The organism is Cyclobacterium sp. 1_MG-2023 (assembly GCF_030546805.1).
Classification (GTDB): Bacteria; Bacteroidota; Bacteroidia; order Cytophagales; family Cyclobacteriaceae; genus Cyclobacterium.
Genome location: NZ_JAUOPC010000008.1, coordinates 19,771 through 37,365, shown reverse-complemented (window position 1 = coordinate 37,365; position 17,595 = coordinate 19,771). Strand labels below are relative to the sequence as shown.

Below are 17,595 nucleotides of genomic sequence, written 5' to 3'. Positions count from 1 at the left end.
TAACAAATTTTACCAATTGGCCACAGTGGAAGTGAAAATATCCTGTATGATACCTTCAAAAATTGTTTCTACCAAATCTGATTCAACCTCTAGGAGCGTAGTGCTACTTGGGTCATAATCTTGAAAATAAGAGAAGGTTTTTTTGGTATTTTCTTCTTCATTTTTTGTATTGACAAATTCTACTTCCACTCTAATGGTAACACGCATTTGACCGGCCCTATCAGGTTGATTGGCATTGGTGCTGGATACTGTAGCTTGAGGGCTGATGGTATAACCCGTAATGGCTCCGGAAAATTGTAGGTCACCATTGTTTTGTATCAATTCCAGTTGTGTATTTCGTTGGAAATAATCCTTTAGGTCTTCTGTAAACAATTGCCCCATATTGGCAGGCCCTCCCCCAGAGTCATTAAAGAAATTAGCGATGGAGAAAGTGTTCGTTACGTTATAATCCAATGTGGTGCCTGTAAAACTGTACTCAACTTTGCAGGCTGAAACTAGGACAGTTAAACTAAAAAAGTATAAGCAGATCTTATTGAATGTCATATTGTTTGATCTTCCGATATAGTGTCCTTTCAGAGATTCCCAAATCCATCGCTGCATATTTTCTTTTATTATGGTGTTTTTTAAGAGCTTTGGTAATCAATTCTTTTTCTTTTTTCTCTAAAGAAAGTGAATGGTCATCCTCCTCATGTATGATGTCCTCAATGATGTCTTCTTGATAGTTTTTTCTACCAATTTCTGATTCATCTTTTATTTCTTTTTTTGCGCCTAAAGTCTCCAAAACTAGCGGGAGATTTTTGGAAGGTTTGTTGCTCTCTTCATACTGGTTTGTTGATTCCATATCATCAAAAAGATTTTGGTGCTTTTTCATGATGGATTGGTCCAGTCCTCCGGAATGATAAGATTCTAAAATTAATTTTTTTAAATCCGTCATGTCCTTTTTCATGTCAAAAAGAACCTTGTATAAAATCTCTCGCTCAGAAAAATCGGAAAAGCCTTCTTTCTGATCATTCTTTCCCTGGATGGAAGCAGGTAAACTGCTTTTTTCTTTGGGTAAATAGGTGATTAGCGTTTCTGCATCAACTTCTCTTTCCTGTTCCAATAACGAAATTTGCTCGGCTAAATTTTTCAATTGCCGGATATTTCCCGGAAAAGGGAAAGTTAAAAGTAATTCCCTGGCATCCTGGGTAAGGGTAATAGGCTTTACCAAATACTTTTCAGAAAAATCTGTGGAAAACTTCCTGAACAACAAAGCGATATCATCTCCTCTTTGCCTTAAAGGTGGAACAAAAATAGGAACGGTGTTTAAGCGATAATACAAGTCTTCCCTAAATTTTCCTTTTTCTACGGCATTTAATAGGTTGACATTGGTAGCTGCAATTACACGAACATCCGTCTTTAAAACTTTGGAAGAACCAACTTTGATAAACTCCCCATTTTCCAAAACACGCAATAAGCGGGCTTGGGTGCCAAGTGGCATTTCACCAATTTCATCCAGGAATATTGAACCACCATCCGTAACTTCAAAATAACCTTTCCTCGCTTCATGGGCGCCGGTAAATGAACCCTTTTCATGTCCAAATAATTCAGAATCAATCGTCCCCTCAGGTATGGCCCCACAGTTTATCGCGATGAATTTGCCATGCTTCCTTTTGCTCAAGGCGTGAATAATTTTAGAAAAAGATTCTTTACCACTGCCACTTTCACCGGTGACCAAGACGGTCATTTCCGTAGGTGCAGCTTGCATGGCTACCTGAATGGCGTGATTTAATAATGGACTATTTCCAATTATCCCAAACCTTTGTTTGATACTCAATATTTCGGAAGCACTGATAGAGATCATGGTTTTGTTATTTATCAATTGATAATTTCTCCAAATAAGGTAGCAGAGGTGCAATCAGTGATTTTTACCTTGACATAATCACCAATCTTCAGATCTCCTTTTGGGATAATCACTACTTTGTTTGCTGAATTTTTTGCCTTAAGCTGTTCAGTAGACCTTTTGGAAATACCTTCCACTAAAACTTCCTGTACTTGACCTACCTCTCTTTTGTGCCTGTTCATTGATAAACTGCTTTGTTTGTCAATGATTTCTTGCAACCTGCGTTTTTTTACTGCCAGTGGAATATCATCCGGGTATTTCTTCGCGGCCAGGGTGCCTGGTCGCTCTGAATAATAAAACATATAAGAGAAATCATACTGAACTATGTCCATTATGCTAAGGGTGTCTTGGTGTTCTTCTTCTGTCTCTGAACAAAAACCTGCTATCATGTCTGATGATATGCCACAATCTTCCCCAAGTATTTCACGGATCTTTTGAACCCTGTTGAGGTACCATTCTCGATCATAGGTCCTATTCATTAATTCCAATACCCGGCTATTGCCACTTTGCACTGGCAAATGGATGTATTTGCAAATATTGTCGTAACGCTTCATGGTATACAAGACCTCATCCGTGATGTCTTTGGGATGGGAGGTGGAAAATCGAACCCTAAGCTTTGGATTAACCTTGGCGACCATCTCCAGCAAGTCAGAAAAATGAACGACCTCAGTGATTTCTGACTCTTTTTTATTGAGCCTGGCTTTATTATTCTCCTGAGGAGACCATTTGTAACTGTCCACATTTTGCCCCAGGAGGGTAACTTCCTTATACCCTTTGTCAAATAATTCCTGAGCTTCTTTAGTTATTGAATAGGGGTCGCGACTCCTTTCCCTACCACGAGTAAATGGAACTACACAAAATGAGCACATATTGTCGCAGCCCCTCATAATAGAAATAAGCGCACTTACACCATTTGAATTTAGCCGTACAGGAGAGATGTCTGCATAGGTTTCTTCTCGGGATAAAAAGGTGTTGATTCCTTTTTGCCCTTCTTCGACCTGCCCAACAAGATTGGGTAAATCACGGTAAGCATCCGGGCCAACAACCATGTCCACCAGCTTCTCTTCTTCTAGTAGCTTTTCTTTTAGGCGCTCTGCCATACATCCCAATACCCCAATTTTTAATTCCGGATTGGCACTTTTGATTTGGTTAAACTGGCTTAACCTTTTGCGTACGGTCTGCTCTGCCTTGTCCCTTATGGAACAGGTGTTTAGGAAAATGACATCTGCATTTTTATAATCTGAAGTTGTATCAAATCCGGTTTCTTTCATGATAGAAGCGACAATCTCACTATCCGAAAAATTCATTTGACAACCATAGCTTTCGATATACAATCGCCTCGACTTTCCTGTATTTTCTTCAGCCGTTACCTTAAAATCACAGGTTTTTGCCTCCTCCCCACTGATGATATCGATATCTTTAATAATATTTTCCATTGACTAACTATAATTTCAGATCGCAAATTTAATAAAATACCGACATATTGACAGTAGTTCACTTTATTATTCTGACAATACTCTCGTAAAAGGTAGGTTTAATTGAAGAATTAGAAAACAATTAAATTTTTATTGATGGATTTTAAATGCTTGTCTTTGTTGATTAAGCAGTTATGTATAGTTATAGATAAAAGCTATTACAATATAGAAATAATCAATTTTCACTATAACTCTATTCTTTCTACCTTTATTTCATCGAATCAATAACGTAGACCATTATTAAAAGATTTGCATCATGGCAGAAGAGAAAAAGCACAACAAACTAACGACAGCTTCAGGTAGAATATATGTCGAAAACGAAAATTCAAAAACTGTTGGTCCAAGAGGTCCGGTACTTTTAGAAGATTATATTCTTCATGAGAAAATGGCACACTTTAATAGAGAGCGAATTCCTGAAAGAGTAGTTCATGCCAAAGGATCCGGTGCGTTTGGTACTTTCACGGTGACAAATGATATATCGTCCTATACCAAGGCAAAAGTCTTTAATAAAATTGGAAAAAAGACAAAAGTCTTCCTAAGATTCTCTACAGTGGGTGGGGAAAAAGGATCTCCGGATACCGAAAGAGATCCAAGGGGATTTGCCGTTAAATTCTATACAGAGGATGGCAATTGGGACCTTGTGGGAAACAATACGCCGGTATTTTTTATTAAAGATCCCAAAAAGTTCTCAGATTTTATCCATACCCAAAAAAGAGATCCCTACACCAATTGCAAATCACCTACCATGATGTGGGATTATTGGTCGCTGACTCCGGAGTCTTTGCATCAGGTTTTGATTTTAATGAGTGATAGGGGAACTCCGGTTGGCTATAGACATATGAATGGCTACGGTTCTCATACCTTTTCCATGATCAATGCAAAAAATGAAAAAACTTATGTAAAGTATCATTTTAAAACTGCTCAGGGAATCAAAAACTTTACAGATGAAGAAGCTACTCAAATGAAAGCCAAGGATTTGGATTTCTCACAAAGGGATCTTTTGGAATCCATTGATAAAGGAGATTTCCCACAGTGGAACATGAAAATTCAGGTCATGACACCTGAGCAAGCTAAAAAAGTCGATTTTAACCCTTTTGATGTGACCAAGGTTTGGCCTCATTCGGAATTTCCCCTAATTGATGTAGGTGTATTGGAGTTGAATCAAAATCCGGATAACTATTTTCAGGATGTAGAACAATCTGCTTTTGCTCCTGCCCACTTGGTTGACGGTCTGGGTTACAGTCCTGATAAGATGCTTCAAGGAAGATTACTTTCTTACCCGGATGCACATAGGTACAGATTAGGCGGTAATTATGAACAAATCCCTGTAAATAGATGCCCTTATGCGGTAAATAATTACCAACGGGATGGCATGATGAATGTTAATGGCAACGGAGGAAGGAAGCCCAATTATTGGCCTAATAGTTTTGATGAGGTTGAGGTGGACAAAAATTATCAGGAACCTTCTGAACAACTTGAGGACAATATTGTTGATTGGTACGACAGGAATAGCAAATTAGGAGGAAACGATCATTATTCCCAACCTAGGGCTTTGTTCAGGGATGTCATGAGTAATGAAGAGCAAGACAATACCATAAAAAACACCATAGGTGCGATGAGTGGAATCTCAGGGCCAAAAAGAGACCTAATTATAAACCGACAGCTATGTCACTGGTTCAGAATGGATGAGGAATTTGGAGCACGGGTCGCAAATGGCCTTGGTGTAGATTTAAATGCTGTGATGGCTGCATCTTCAGGCGGACATTAAAGATTTGGTATAATAATTGATATTTGTTTAACCGGTGAACGGAATATTGATTTTTAATTCGGGAGTGGATCGTTCGTCCACTCCTTTTTTTAGTTAAATACATTACTTTGGCACATAACTTAGGTAAAAAGATTTTTAAAATTGGAGGATGGATTCTGCTCGGCCTAGGTCTGTTGGTGCTCATTATTCTTTTATTTGTCCGTAGCCCTTTTGGACAAGATATCATTGTGGACAAAGCCACCCAATACCTTGCTGAAAAAACCAACAGCAAAGTTAGTATTGATAAATTATACCTGACATTTCGTGGTAATCTTTATTTAGAAGGATTGTATTTGGAACAACCCAATGGAGATACCCTTGTATATAGTAATAAACTTGAAACAGGACTAGAATTATTGCCATACCTTTTAAGCAGTAAAATCAATGTGTCCAGACTAGAATGGGAGGGACTTAAAGCCAATATAGAAAGAGATAGCACGGGTGCCTTCAATTTTGATTACCTGATGGAGGCTTTTGTAAGCGAAGAAAGTAATGCTGATACCACAGCTGTTGATACCTTGTCTTCGAAAGAAAGCAGTTACCCTGATATTAATATCGGACCGGTCAATTTAGAAGATTGGAACCTGCAATTTACAGATAAAGTATTGGGCTTAACAGGATCGCTTAACCTAGGTAAATTATCTATTGCAATCAATGGCATGGACTTGAATAAAATGGATTTTAATGTCACTGAAATCTTATGGGAAAATTCTGCGCTGACCTATCAACAATTCAAGCCTTTGCCGGTAAGTGAAGGCTCTTCCGAGAGCGATATGCCGATGCCATTGTTAGTCTTAGACAAACTTTCTTTAAAAAATATTAAGGCTGACTATCATTCATTGCCCGATGGAATGAAAATTAGGGCCAATATGGGAGACTTTTTACTAGAAATGCCGGAAGCCAATCTTGACAAGCAAAAGGTATTAATTAAGCGTTTGTCTCTTCAGGATTCACAGATTGAATACCAAAGTGAAACCAAAGCTGAGGAGGAAAAAAAGACTGTTGAGAAGGAAGATGCGGTAGCGCCGTTTGTATGGCCTGTATGGGAGGTGGAACTTTCCTCTATAGACCTTTCCAATAATCAAATAAATTATGGGGGAAATGGTGTTCAGGGTCAAGCCGGGGAGTTTAATTCTGAGGATGTTGGTGTAAAAGATTTCATCCTACAGGCCAATAACCTCTATTACAAGCCTAAAAAAGCCGGTTTTTCTTTAGATAAGCTTGGCTTTACCGAACGGTCGGGTTTCAAACTTGAAAACTTCCAAGCTCAGTTGGTCTTAAATGATTCTTCTTTGCAAGTAAACGAATTATCTGTAAATACAGGGCAAAGTGGTTTGAAGGGTGATTTTGACCTGGAATTCCCTAGTCTTGTAGCTGTTATGGATAATCCTGAAAAGGCATCCATGGCATTGGCCATCCAAAATGTAAATTTAGGCGTGGAGGATGCTTATTACTTTTCACCTTCACTGGAAAATAATTCCTATCTCAAAACTTTTGAAAAGAAAAGCTTTGAAGCTTCCTTGCTTGCCTCAGGAAATCTGAACAAGGTTCGCCTGAAAGAGGTTGCCGCCAAATGGGGGAGAAGTACAAGCATGGATATATCCGGAACCCTTTCCAACCCCTTGGATACTGATAGGCTTTCATGGGATTTGGATGAGTTCAAGTTTATTTCCACTGAGGCAGATTTGAACCTCTTTACACCGGAAGATAGTTTGGGTATCAAGTATCCTCAAAACTTGGATCTTTCAGTATCTTCAGCGGGATCCCTGGATGATTTTAATTTAGAAGCTATACTGAAAGCCTATAATGCTTCAGTAGCATTGGCTGCAGAACTGTCTACAGAACAAGGATCCTATAATTTTGACTTAAATTCTACCATTTCGGCTGTACCTCTTGGTAAAATAATGGGTGATACCCTTACTTATGGAGCGCTAGATATGGAACTGGCTGCTCATGGAAAGGTTGGTCCACTTGACAGTTTAGACCTTAGTTTAGATAGCAAGCTGATTAATTTGGTGTATAATGGGCACAATTACAAAGGTTTGCAATTGAGTAGTGAGATTGTTGATGGAGAAGGCCAATTCAAAGTTAACCATAAAGACGAGATGCTCGATATGGATTTATTGGCTAAGGTCTCCTTGACACCTTCCAATTATAAGGTGGATATGGATTTGGCACTTAAAGGTGCAGACTTATATGGGCTTAATTTTAGTGCTAAAAAATTGAGAACTCAATTTTCTTTGAACGCAGCTTTTGAGGGCAAGCCGGAAAATTTTGAACTTCAATCACAATTGACAGATGGCACCATTGTATTAGATGAACAGGCCTATCCCATGGGCGGGATGGATCTTGCACTACGGGTTTTGCCTGATTCTACTGATTTTAGCATTCAAAGCAATGTATTGAATGGATTCTTGCAGTCCAATGTAAGTCCGGGAGAGACTTACGAAGGCCTATCCCGACATTTTAACGGATATTTTCTTGATAGTGCATCTCTTTCTACGGAGCAAGTTTCAAGGCCGGTCAACGTGGACATGGACTTTACCATTCCTTCTACATTACTTTTACAGCGAGTGATTTTACCGGGCTTAGAAGAATTGGAAGAAGGGTCAATTAAAATGACGTTCAATGAAAAGAAATCCAAATTGGATGGGCGGATTAACTTTCCTTATCTTTCTTATTCCGGCGCTGTATTGGATAGTTTAGACTTGAATGTGCTGAGTGATTCGTCCAACTTTGATTTTGATTTTGGAGTAATGGGCTTGTCTTTCGGGCGTTTGGCAATAGGGCCTACTTATTTTTCCGGAGAAGTATTGGAAAATCAATTGTACGTTAATTTCAATGCTTTGCATGACGAGGAGGTATTGACAAACATTGATTTTGATTTGGGTTTTGGAGAGGATTCCATGCAATTACATATTAATCCTGAAGGCCTGATTTTTAACAAATTGAAATGGGAGGTAGCAGAAAACAATGCTTTTACATTGGCTAAGAATAAAGTGTTTTTTGAAGCTTTTGAATTTTCAAGAGAAAAGCAACTTGTGTCTTTCGGGAATGAACCGGAAGAGAATTCAATTGATCTTACCTTCAATGATTTCAGATTAAGAACTTTCACCAGTTTACTAAATCCCGAAGAGATTTTAGCCGCAGGCTTAGTAAACGGTGCCATTAAAATAGAAAATCCATTTGGAGCCACCGGTTTACAAGCCGACTTAACTGTGCAAGATATGGCCTTGCTCAAGGTACCTCTCGGTAACCTGACCTTGGAAGCTTCGGGCAATGATCAAAAAAATTATGATTTTGACCTGATGATCAAAGATAAAGGTGTGGACCTGGACCTGACAGGTGGCTTTGTTGCGGACCCTCTGGGGGCCAAGCTCAATTTGGCGCTGGACTTAAATAAATTTGAGTTGGACATGTTGGATGGACTTACTGCCGGAGCCATAAGCGATGGAAATGGATTTATTTCAGGTAAATTTAAAGTGGAAGGAAGTTCTTCAGATCCAATTTACTCTGGCAATTTGGCCTTTAATGAGACTGAATTTACCGTTGCCACCTTGAATGCTCGCTTTGCGATAGACAAGGATGAAATAAGGGTGGATAACCAAGGAGTGTATTTGGATCAGCTGACCATAAAAGACGACCAAGACAATAACTTTGTTCTGGATGGAGATATCATTACTGAAAATGATTTTATAAACCCTCAATTCGACCTCTCTTTAACAGCAGATAACTTTAAAGTGCTGAATTCTACGCAAGAAGACAATGATTTGTTTTACGGCGATGCACTAATTGGAGCAGATGTCACCATACAAGGAGATTTGAACTTACCCGTAATAGACGCTGAAATAACTGTAGATAAGGGAACAAACTTAAGCGTGGTTATTCCTGAAAGTCAATTGGATGTGGTAGAAAGGCAAGGGATAGTCACTTTTGTCAACAGAGAAAACCCTGAAGACATACTTACGAAAAGACTTGAAGAAACAAGTATTTCAGGCTTCACCGGGTATAAGGTAGACATGCTATTAAACGTATCTTCGGAAGCAGTCTTTAACCTTGTGATTGATGAAAGGTCCGGGGATAATCTAATGGTGGAAGGGGCAGCAGACCTACAATTGAATATGGATCCAAATGGGAGGGTAACCTTAACCGGAATTTATGAGTTATCTAAAGGTCATTATGAATTAAGTTTATACAATTTGGTAAGCAAGCGGTTTGAAATCCAAGAAGGAAGTACGATAAGCTGGGCGGGTGATCCCATGGATGCGAATATGGATATCACCGCAATTTATAGCGTCAAAACTTCTGCCTCAGACTTGATGACCGCCACAGCATCCGGAGGCTCCCGAGAAACAATGTCCAAATACAGGCAAGAATTTTCCTTTATCGTTTACCTTAATATAGATGGAGAGTTGCTCAAACCTGAAATATCATTTACTATGGATATGCCTGAAGATGAAAGAGGGGCATTGGGTGGTGCTGTATATGCTCAGGTAAAGCAATTAAACAATCAGGAAGGTGAGTTAAACCGCCAAGTTTTTTCATTGTTGGTGTTAAATAGTTTTTTTCCTAGTGGAGACAGTTCGGGAAGTGGAGGCACCACAGCAATGGCCAAGTCCAGTGTGAGCCAGTTATTATCAGGGCAACTGAACACCTTTACTAATAGCTTGGTAGGGGATACAGGTTTAGAATTGGATGTAGGCTTGGATAGCTTTGAAGATTATCAAGGAGATTCCCCACAATCAAGGACACAGCTCAATGTTAATGCAAGCAAACGATTCTTAGATGACAGGTTAATTGTTCAGGTAGGAAGTCAGATAGACATAGAGGGGAGTTCATCCACAAGTACCGGTAACTCCCTATTGGGCAATGTCAGTGTGGAGTATTTAATTACCGAAAATGGCCGTTACAGAGCGAGAGGTTTTAGAAAAAATCAATTTGAAAGTTTTATAGATGGACAATTGGTTGTCACCGGGCTTTCTGTAATTTTCAATAGAGAGTTTAATGAATTCGAAGACCTTTGGAGAGGAATAGACTCTAGAAGAAAGGAACAAGATAATCAAGCAGAAGAGGAGCGCAATGAGAAATAATAAATGCTATTGTTTACCCCAATTACCAAATATTAAGTCATTGAAAACAATGGCTTTACTAATTCCTGTATGGTTTTTGGCAGGCTGTGGCGTTTCTAAATTTATCCCCGAAGATGAAAAACTTTATACAGGGGCCACTTTGGAAATCAATAGGGATTTCTCTGTTAAAGGTTTTAAAGCAGTTAATGCGGAGCTTGAAGGCCTGCTTGAACCTGAACCCAACAGTAAAATTTTGGGAATGCGGATTGGATTGTGGAGTCATTACAAGATGCAGCAAGAAAACCCGGGTTTTATCAATCGATTTATCTATAAAAAATTGGGTGAGGAGCCTGTTTATTTAAGCGATGCAGAGGCCGAAAAAACCCAAAACCTGATTTTAAATCGGCTTGATAACAATGGGTTCTTTTTTTCTGAAGTGAGTGCAGATGTGGAGGCCGGTCCTCAAAAAGCATCGATTAAGTATTCGGTTGATTTGGCTCAACCTTATGAATTGGCCACCTACCAATATGAAAAGGACAGTTCAGCCTTAGACCGTAGCATCAGGGAATTGCTTGATAAAACAGAAATAGCAGAAGGGGATTATTTTTCTCTGGAAATGATGAAAAATGAAAGGGTAAGGTTAAATGATGCCCTAAAAAATAGAGGCTTTTATAATTTTAACTCTGATTTTTTAATTTTTGAAGCAGATACCAACCAATACGAAGATAAAAAGTTTGACCTTTTTCTAAGGCTCAAACAAAATGCGCCTGAAAAGGGAATCGTGCCATATGAAATTCAAAATATCCGTGTTTATCCTAATTATTCCTCAGATAAATATGGCGAAGAAACAGATACCACTTTGGTGGACAATGTGATGGTCATCCAAAATGAATTGACCTTCAAGCCTGACTTACTGGATCAATACATATTGATAGAAAAAGACAGCCTTTACAATGCGAAAGATACGCGATTGACCAGTAGCCGGTTGACAGGGATAGGGAACTTTCGGTTTGTGAATTTGAGATATACAGAAACAGATACGAGTCTGAGCGGAGGAACCGGTAAGTTGGATGCCAATATTTACCTTACTCCCTTGGACAAACGCTCTATAAGGGCCGAGTTACAAGGTGTTTCCAAATCTAATAATTTTGCCGGCCCTACTTTATTGCTTAATTATAGAAATAGAAATTTATTTAAAGGGGGAGAAACATTTAATCTTACAGCAGAGATAGGCTACGAAAGTCAAATTGCCTCAGGTGATAGAGAAAGTTTAAGTGCTTTTGAGATTGGTCTTAAAGGAGATTTGATTTTCCCCAGGGTGGTATTTCCTATTGCCATAAAAGAGAGGTTTGCATATTCCGTACCCAAGACAAAAATAAGTCTTGGAACGGAGTACCAGGATAGACGAGGGTATTATAAATTGAATACTGTTTCGGCCACCTATGGTTATTTTTGGAATGCCAATCGCTTTGTTTATCATGAGATTACTCCCATCTCACTAAACTTTGTAGATATTTCCAATACGTCTAGTGAATTTGAGGAAATATTGGATGACAATCCATTTTTAAGACAAAGTTTTGAACATCAATTTATCGCCGGGATTACCTATAATTTTGCTTATAACAAGCTAATGGATAAGTACAGGGAGCATAGTATTTATTTTGGCGCCAACTTAGATCTTGCAGGGGGCGGGTTAAGATTGGTAAATAACCTTTTTAACAATCAAGACCAAAATAAATTTTTGGGGTTTAACTATGCGCAATACAATAAAGGAGACATCGATTTTAGGTACTATTGGAGGTTTACAGAAGAAAAATTGCTTGCTGTACGTTTGTTTGGTGGTTTAGGTCTTCCATATGGCAACTCCGTTTCTCTCCCATTTGCCAAACAATTTTTTTCCGGAGGGCCCAACAGTATTAGGGCCTTTAGAATTAGGTCTTTAGGACCGGGGTCCTTCACACCTGAAACCGAAAGCACCGCCAATTATTTTGATCAAGCAGGTGATATAAGGCTAGAGGGTAATTTAGAATTTAGATTCCCTATTTTCTCTTACCTCAAAGGTGCAACTTTTGTGGATGTTGGTAATGTTTGGTTGGTAAATGAAAATGAGGCATTGCCGGGAGGTAAATTTGGGAAGGATTGGTTCAAAGAATTGGCAGTGGGAGCAGGGATTGGACTCCGGGTAGATATTGAATTTTTTGTAATCAGGTTTGATTTGGCTACTCCTCTTAGAAGCCCCTCCTTGCCGGAAGGAGAGCGTTGGGCTTCAGAATTTAAATTGCAAGACAGCGACTGGCGGAATAGCAACTTAGTCTTTAACTTCGCCATAGGCTATCCTTTTTAAGGGGCCTTCCTGGCTCGTTCCTTTGTTTTTATCAGGCTGTACAAATAAGCCAACATGGCTGGTGTAACCACAGAGAAAGTAAGTAATTTCCCTAAACTACTTGATCTTTTCATGGCTATAGTAGCGCTTATTAATGCCAATGGTATCCCGTATTTCAATCCAAATTGTACGTATTCTTCTTCTTTAGTCATGGTGTTTTTTCTTTAATTAATTTATTCAATGGGCACAGAGGCTTGTAAAAGCCGAAACAGAAATAGACTTTCCAATAGTTAATTATATGTTGTTCTTTATATACAAATTGGTTGCAATTCTTATGCCGCAATGGTACAAATGGTTACGGTAGAATTATAGAACAACTGAAGTTAGCATTAAAAGGAGAAGACCGGAAGCTGTTAGAGCTGCAGTATTTTAAAATCAATCCTATCGGAGTTTATAAAGCCTAAAACCACCAAAAGCCCTTGCTTTAATAATCAAACTTAAGCTGTTCACCGGAGGGCTTGTCAAGGTCATCTGAAATCAGATTAGAGAGACTAATCCCTAATAACCGAATGGGTAGGTTCAATGGTTCTTGATGTAGGAGGTCCAAGGCAATTTCTTCCATGTTTTCATTGGACACCGGAGCTACCTGTGTTTTGCTACGGGTGTGTAGGCTAAAATCATTGTATTTGATCTTGATGGTAATTGTTCTGCCTTTTGCTTGGTTTCTTTCTAGTCTTCGTAAAAACTCAGGCAAAATATTTTCTTCGAGCGTTGCTTCTATTGCTTGAATAGCTGATAGGTCTTTGTCAAATGTTCTTTCGACGCCAATTGACTTCCTGATTCGATCGGGTTTGACTTCGCTCTCATGAATTCCCCTGACGATTTTATAAAAATGAAGACCTGATTTGCCAAATCTGCCTGTTAGGAAAGGCAAGGAATATTGTTTAAGGTCGTAACCGTTGTAAATCCCAAAGCCATTCATTTTCTTGGCCATCACTTTGCCGATACCATAAAATTTCTCAATGGGTAATTTCTCCAAAAAGGCCTCGGCTTCTGCCGGTGTGATCACTGCCTGTCCATTAGGTTTGTTCAAATCAGAAGCGATTTTTGCAAGAAATTTATTATAAGAAATGCCCGCAGATGCATTCAAACCCGTCTGGGCTTTGATTTTTTTGCGGATATCCCTGGCTATTAAAGTGGCGGAAGGAAGTCCCAAATAATTGGTTGTCACATCTAGAAAAGCTTCATCTAGAGAAAGTGGCTCGACAAGGTCTGTATAGCTCAGGAAAATCTTCCTGATTATCAAAGATATTTCTTTATACCTTTCGAACCTTGGTTTTACAAAGATTAAATTGGGGCATTTAATTGCTGCCAGTTTTGAGGACATGGCTGAACGAACACCAAATTTTCTGGCTTCATAACTGGCAGCAGCTACTACCCCTCGTTCTTTGTTTCCACCTACAGCAAGTGGCTTGTTTTTATACTCGGGATGGTCTAATTGTTCTACCGATGCGAAAAATGCATCCATATCTACATGTATGATTTTCCGGTAGTTTTCCATGGTTGAAATTAAACGGTTCCTTGGGCATGCATTGCCTTGGCCACTTTTTCGAAAGCTCCTATATTGGCGGCATTAAGGTAATCCTGCTTTTTTAAATCATGCTTGTTGATGGTTTCCAAACATTTTTCATGAATGCCCTTCATGATTGTTCTTAACTGTTTTTCCAGAGCATTTTTTGTCCAGTAGCTACCCATCCTGTTTTGTGTCATTTCAAGTCCTGAAACGGCTACACCTCCAGCGTTGCTGGCTTTACCCGGGCCATAGAGCACATTGGTTTTTTGTAAATAATTAATGGCCTCCGGTGTGCAGGGCATATTTGCCCCTTCGGCCAATAGGAGTAGTCCATTTTGTTTGAGAAGCTTGGCGTCCGCTTCGTTCAATTCATTTTGTGTGGCACATGGGAAGGCACAGTCGGCAGGAATGGACCATATGTTTTCACTGCCTGTTGCTATAAATTTGGCAGAGTCAAATTGTTTCGCAAAAGCTGAAATACTCTTTCTCTGTCCATTTTTTACAGTTTTCAAGAATTCTAATTTTTCTTCCGTCATCCCTTCCGGATCATGAATAAAACCTGTGGAATCAGAAAAAGCAACTACTTTAGCTCCTTCTTGTAGCAATTTTTCAATAGCAAATTGAGAAACATTTCCAGCACCCGAAACCAAACAAACTTTGTCATTTAAATTCTCATCAATCTCTGTGAGCATAAAGTGGGCAAAGTGGATTAGTCCATAGCCCGTTGCTTCCGGTCTTAAAAATGAACCGCCCCAATCCCTACCTTTTCCTGTCAAAACGCCTTGGAATTCATTTTGAATTTTTTTGTAAGCCCCAAAAAGATAACCTATTTCTCTTTCCCCGACGCCAATGTCTCCGGCAGGAACATCTGTGAAATGTCCTATATGTCGATAGGCTTCCATCATCCAAGCTTGGCAAAATCGCATGACTTCACCATCAGATTTTCCTTTTGGGTTAAAATCAGCACCGCCTTTACCTGCGCCTAGCGGTAATCCTGTCAATGCGTTTTTAAAAACCTGTTCGAAAGCCAAGAATTTAAGAATGCTTTGGTTTACACTTGGGTGGAAGCGCAAGCCACCTTTATAGGGGCCCAAAGCACTATTCATTTGTATCCGATATCCTTTGTTGACCTGTACCTTTCCATTGTCATCTGTCCAGCAAACACGAAAGGAAATAATTCTTTCTGCTTCACAAATACGTTCAAAAAGTTTTTCATCTACATATAAATCATGGGCCTTTAAAACAGGGAGGATGCTTTCAAAAACTTCTTGTACTGCTTGGTGAAATTCAGACTCGTTGGGGTTTTTATCGGTTACGTTTTTTAGAATATTTTTTAATGATGACATTTATTTGGGGTTATTGAAATTTGAATAAAAGTTTTTTAAAGTATTAATTAATGAGGCAGCCTTTAGTAGGCATTCCTGGTATTCAGCTTTGGCATCCGCATCAATTGTAATGGCACTTCCAACGCCAAAATAAAAGGAATTTTTTGTTCGATCTATAATTAAGCTTCTAATAATAACACAAAAATCGAAATCCCCATTGCTGTCTATATAGCCTATACTGCCTGAAAACCAAGATCTTTTAAACTTTTCATAGGTTTCGATTAGTTCCATGCATTTGACCTTGGGGGCTCCAGTCATGCTTCCCATAGGGAAGGTTTTGGAGATGATCTCCTCAAAGCCAATTGAGGGTGGTAATTGGCAATTAACGGAGGAAATCATTTGAGAGATTTGCTTGAAGGAATAAATACCAAACAACTCCTTTACTTCCACGGTTCCTGTTAAGGCCATTCTGGCGAGATCATTTCTCATCAAATCCACAATCATCAAGTTCTCTGCTTGCTCTTTTTTACTTTCGGCCAGTCGTTTTTTTAGGGCCTCATCTTCTTGTTGGGTTTTACCCCTTTTAATGGTGCCTTTTATTGGTTGTGTTAGCAAGTTCTGACCCTGCTTTTTTAAAAACCTCTCAGGAGAAGCACAACAAAGATACAGGTTTGCAGACTTGAACAAAGCACTAAAAGGCATGGGTGAATTTTCACATAGCCTCAAAAACAAATTTATAGGTTCAGTATGGGAAGCGGTACCATGAAAATCCATGCAATAATTCAATTCATAAATATCTCCTTCTGAAATATGATCTTGGATTTTTTGGAAAGTGGCTGTATAGCTTTCTTCATCATGAGAACAATTGAGGGTGCAATTACCTGTCGTTCGTTTTTGGGTGGCTTGGGTATCCAATATTTCAGCAAGGATTCGATCAGGTGAGCTTCCCTCAATGGTTATTTCAGTTTTACCAATAAGAATGGTTAGCTTAGGACTAAAAAACAAACTGTCAGGACAATTTATCCATTCACTATTTTTGCTGGATAGTTTCTCGTAATTGTTTTTTTGGTCATAAGATACAATGCCCACTTTTGGCTTGCCTGAGGGCAGTTGATCCAAATTCTCCAGACTTACCGCCTTGGATCCTGCATACAATACATGGTTAAATCCACCGGAAGGGTAATCTATTTCCTGGGAAGTAAAATAGCCAAAATAGGTAAACTTCTGATCTACCCAGGCCAACATTTTAGGCACCCAATCGGAGGTTCTTTGTATGGTAAGCTTGCTTTCAGTTGATGACATTCGTGCAAAATTAAGTAAATGCCATGAAAAAAGGGGGATAATTCTATCCCCCTTTCAAATATTAAATTAGATACACCAACTATATTAGTTGGCTTTGATATCAAAATTCACACTAACAGCGTTGTAGATGAATTTGTCTTTGGTTTTGTCTACTGCTGTAGCTTCATCGCCATAAGCTAAGCCCCATTCAGTTCGGTCAATATTAAATCCTGCTTGAGCAGAAACACTTCCATCCGACAATGAAACAGCCGCAGGGAATTTGATGTTTTTGGTTGTACCTCTCATGGTTAGGTTTCCACTGATCCAGTGGGTAGGAGAAGCTGGTGCCAATTCAGACTCGCCCTTAGGCGTGTTTTCTGATTCAAACTGCTCCTGGTCTTCAACAGCATCACCGGAAGTGTAAGGAGAAACTTCTGTGATTACAAAAGTAGCTTGAGGGTGATTGGCAGCATCGAAAAAATCATCAGATTGCAAATGATTTGATAGTTTGCCATGATTTTCACTTCCTTCCTCTAAATCATGAATCTCTAGCTTGGTGATGTCAAAAGTAAATTCTCCGGAAGTAATGGCATCTCCATCTATAGAAATTTCACCACTTGTAATAGGTATAATTCCATGGTGTTGTCCGGTTGGCTTATAACCTCTCCAGTTAACAGTACTTGAGTTGGTGTCCAATTGTAAAGTTTCACCACTAGATTGGGCTTCTTCTTGAGCTTCAGAGGTTTCAACTGTTTTGTTGTTTTGTCCGCAAGAAAAGGTCAATAAGGCTGATGCCAGTAAAAAACCTGATAATTTCAATGTTTTCATAGTTATGATCTGATTTAATAAGTTGTGATTGG

At 39.1% G+C, this 17,595-nt stretch carries 11 protein-coding genes; 3 read left to right on the top strand and 8 right to left on the bottom strand.

The window, feature by feature from the left end:
- Positions 1 to 9: 9 nt before the first annotated feature.
- Genes Q4534_RS13780 through miaB form a run of 3 tightly spaced genes read right to left on the bottom strand, consistent with a single transcriptional unit; the run spans position 10 to position 3,318 of the window.
- Positions 10 to 543: an LptE family protein gene (locus Q4534_RS13780; protein ID WP_303613730.1), complete on the bottom strand. Its 534-nt coding sequence runs from the start codon at positions 541 to 543 to the stop codon at positions 10 to 12.
- Entirely contained in the window at positions 530 to 1,843 is a 1,314-nt protein-coding gene (locus Q4534_RS13775) for a sigma-54-dependent Fis family transcriptional regulator (protein WP_303613729.1), read from the bottom strand. Before Q4534_RS13775 ends, Q4534_RS13780 begins: the two co-directional genes overlap by 14 nt.
- Positions 1,844 to 1,857: 14 nt before the next feature.
- Positions 1,858 to 3,318: a tRNA (N6-isopentenyl adenosine(37)-C2)-methylthiotransferase MiaB gene (gene miaB / locus Q4534_RS13770; RefSeq protein WP_303613728.1), complete on the bottom strand. Its 1,461-nt coding sequence runs from the start codon at positions 3,316 to 3,318 to the stop codon at positions 1,858 to 1,860.
- A 295-nt stretch (positions 3,319 to 3,613) separates the two neighbouring features.
- On the opposite strand from miaB, the gene Q4534_RS13765 reads away from it, so the two are divergent.
- The 3 genes from Q4534_RS13765 to Q4534_RS13755 all read left to right on the top strand — a co-directional run bounded on the left by Q4534_RS13765 (position 3,614) and on the right by Q4534_RS13755 (position 12,577).
- Positions 3,614 to 5,125, top strand: coding sequence for a catalase (locus tag Q4534_RS13765; protein WP_303613727.1), 1,512 nt, complete (start codon positions 3,614 to 3,616; stop codon positions 5,123 to 5,125).
- Between the two features lie 107 nt (positions 5,126 to 5,232).
- A complete protein-coding gene (locus Q4534_RS13760; RefSeq protein WP_303613726.1) occupies positions 5,233 to 10,254 on the top strand; it encodes a translocation/assembly module TamB domain-containing protein in 5,022 nt (1,673 codons plus the stop codon).
- A gap of 49 nt (positions 10,255 to 10,303) precedes the next feature.
- On the top strand, positions 10,304 to 12,577 hold the full coding sequence (locus Q4534_RS13755) for a BamA/TamA family outer membrane protein (protein WP_303613725.1): 2,274 nt from the start codon (positions 10,304 to 10,306) through the stop codon (positions 12,575 to 12,577).
- On the opposite strand, the gene Q4534_RS13750 is transcribed toward Q4534_RS13755, so the two are convergent.
- The 5 genes from Q4534_RS13750 to Q4534_RS13730 form a co-directional block, all read right to left on the bottom strand.
- Positions 12,574 to 12,768, bottom strand: coding sequence for a hypothetical protein (locus tag Q4534_RS13750; protein WP_303613724.1), 195 nt, complete (start codon positions 12,766 to 12,768; stop codon positions 12,574 to 12,576). The two genes, Q4534_RS13755 and Q4534_RS13750, sit on opposite strands and share 4 nt — an antisense overlap.
- A 272-nt stretch (positions 12,769 to 13,040) precedes the next feature.
- A complete protein-coding gene (gene dinB / locus Q4534_RS13745; RefSeq protein ID WP_303613723.1) occupies positions 13,041 to 14,117 on the bottom strand; it encodes a DNA polymerase IV in 1,077 nt (358 codons plus the stop codon).
- A gap of 8 nt (positions 14,118 to 14,125) precedes the next feature.
- The gene (gene gdhA / locus Q4534_RS13740; RefSeq protein WP_303613722.1) at positions 14,126 to 15,475 is read right to left on the bottom strand and encodes an NADP-specific glutamate dehydrogenase; all 1,350 of its coding nucleotides are present in this window, start codon (positions 15,473 to 15,475) and stop codon (positions 14,126 to 14,128) included.
- Positions 15,476 to 16,756: an anthranilate synthase component I family protein gene (locus Q4534_RS13735; RefSeq protein WP_303613721.1), complete on the bottom strand. Its 1,281-nt coding sequence runs from the start codon at positions 16,754 to 16,756 to the stop codon at positions 15,476 to 15,478.
- A gap of 84 nt (positions 16,757 to 16,840) precedes the next feature.
- Positions 16,841 to 17,563 carry a YceI family protein gene (locus tag Q4534_RS13730; RefSeq protein WP_303613720.1) on the bottom strand — a complete coding sequence of 241 codons (723 nt, stop codon included), beginning with the start codon at positions 17,561 to 17,563 and terminating at the stop codon, positions 16,841 to 16,843.
- Positions 17,564 to 17,595: the final 32 nt, after the last annotated feature.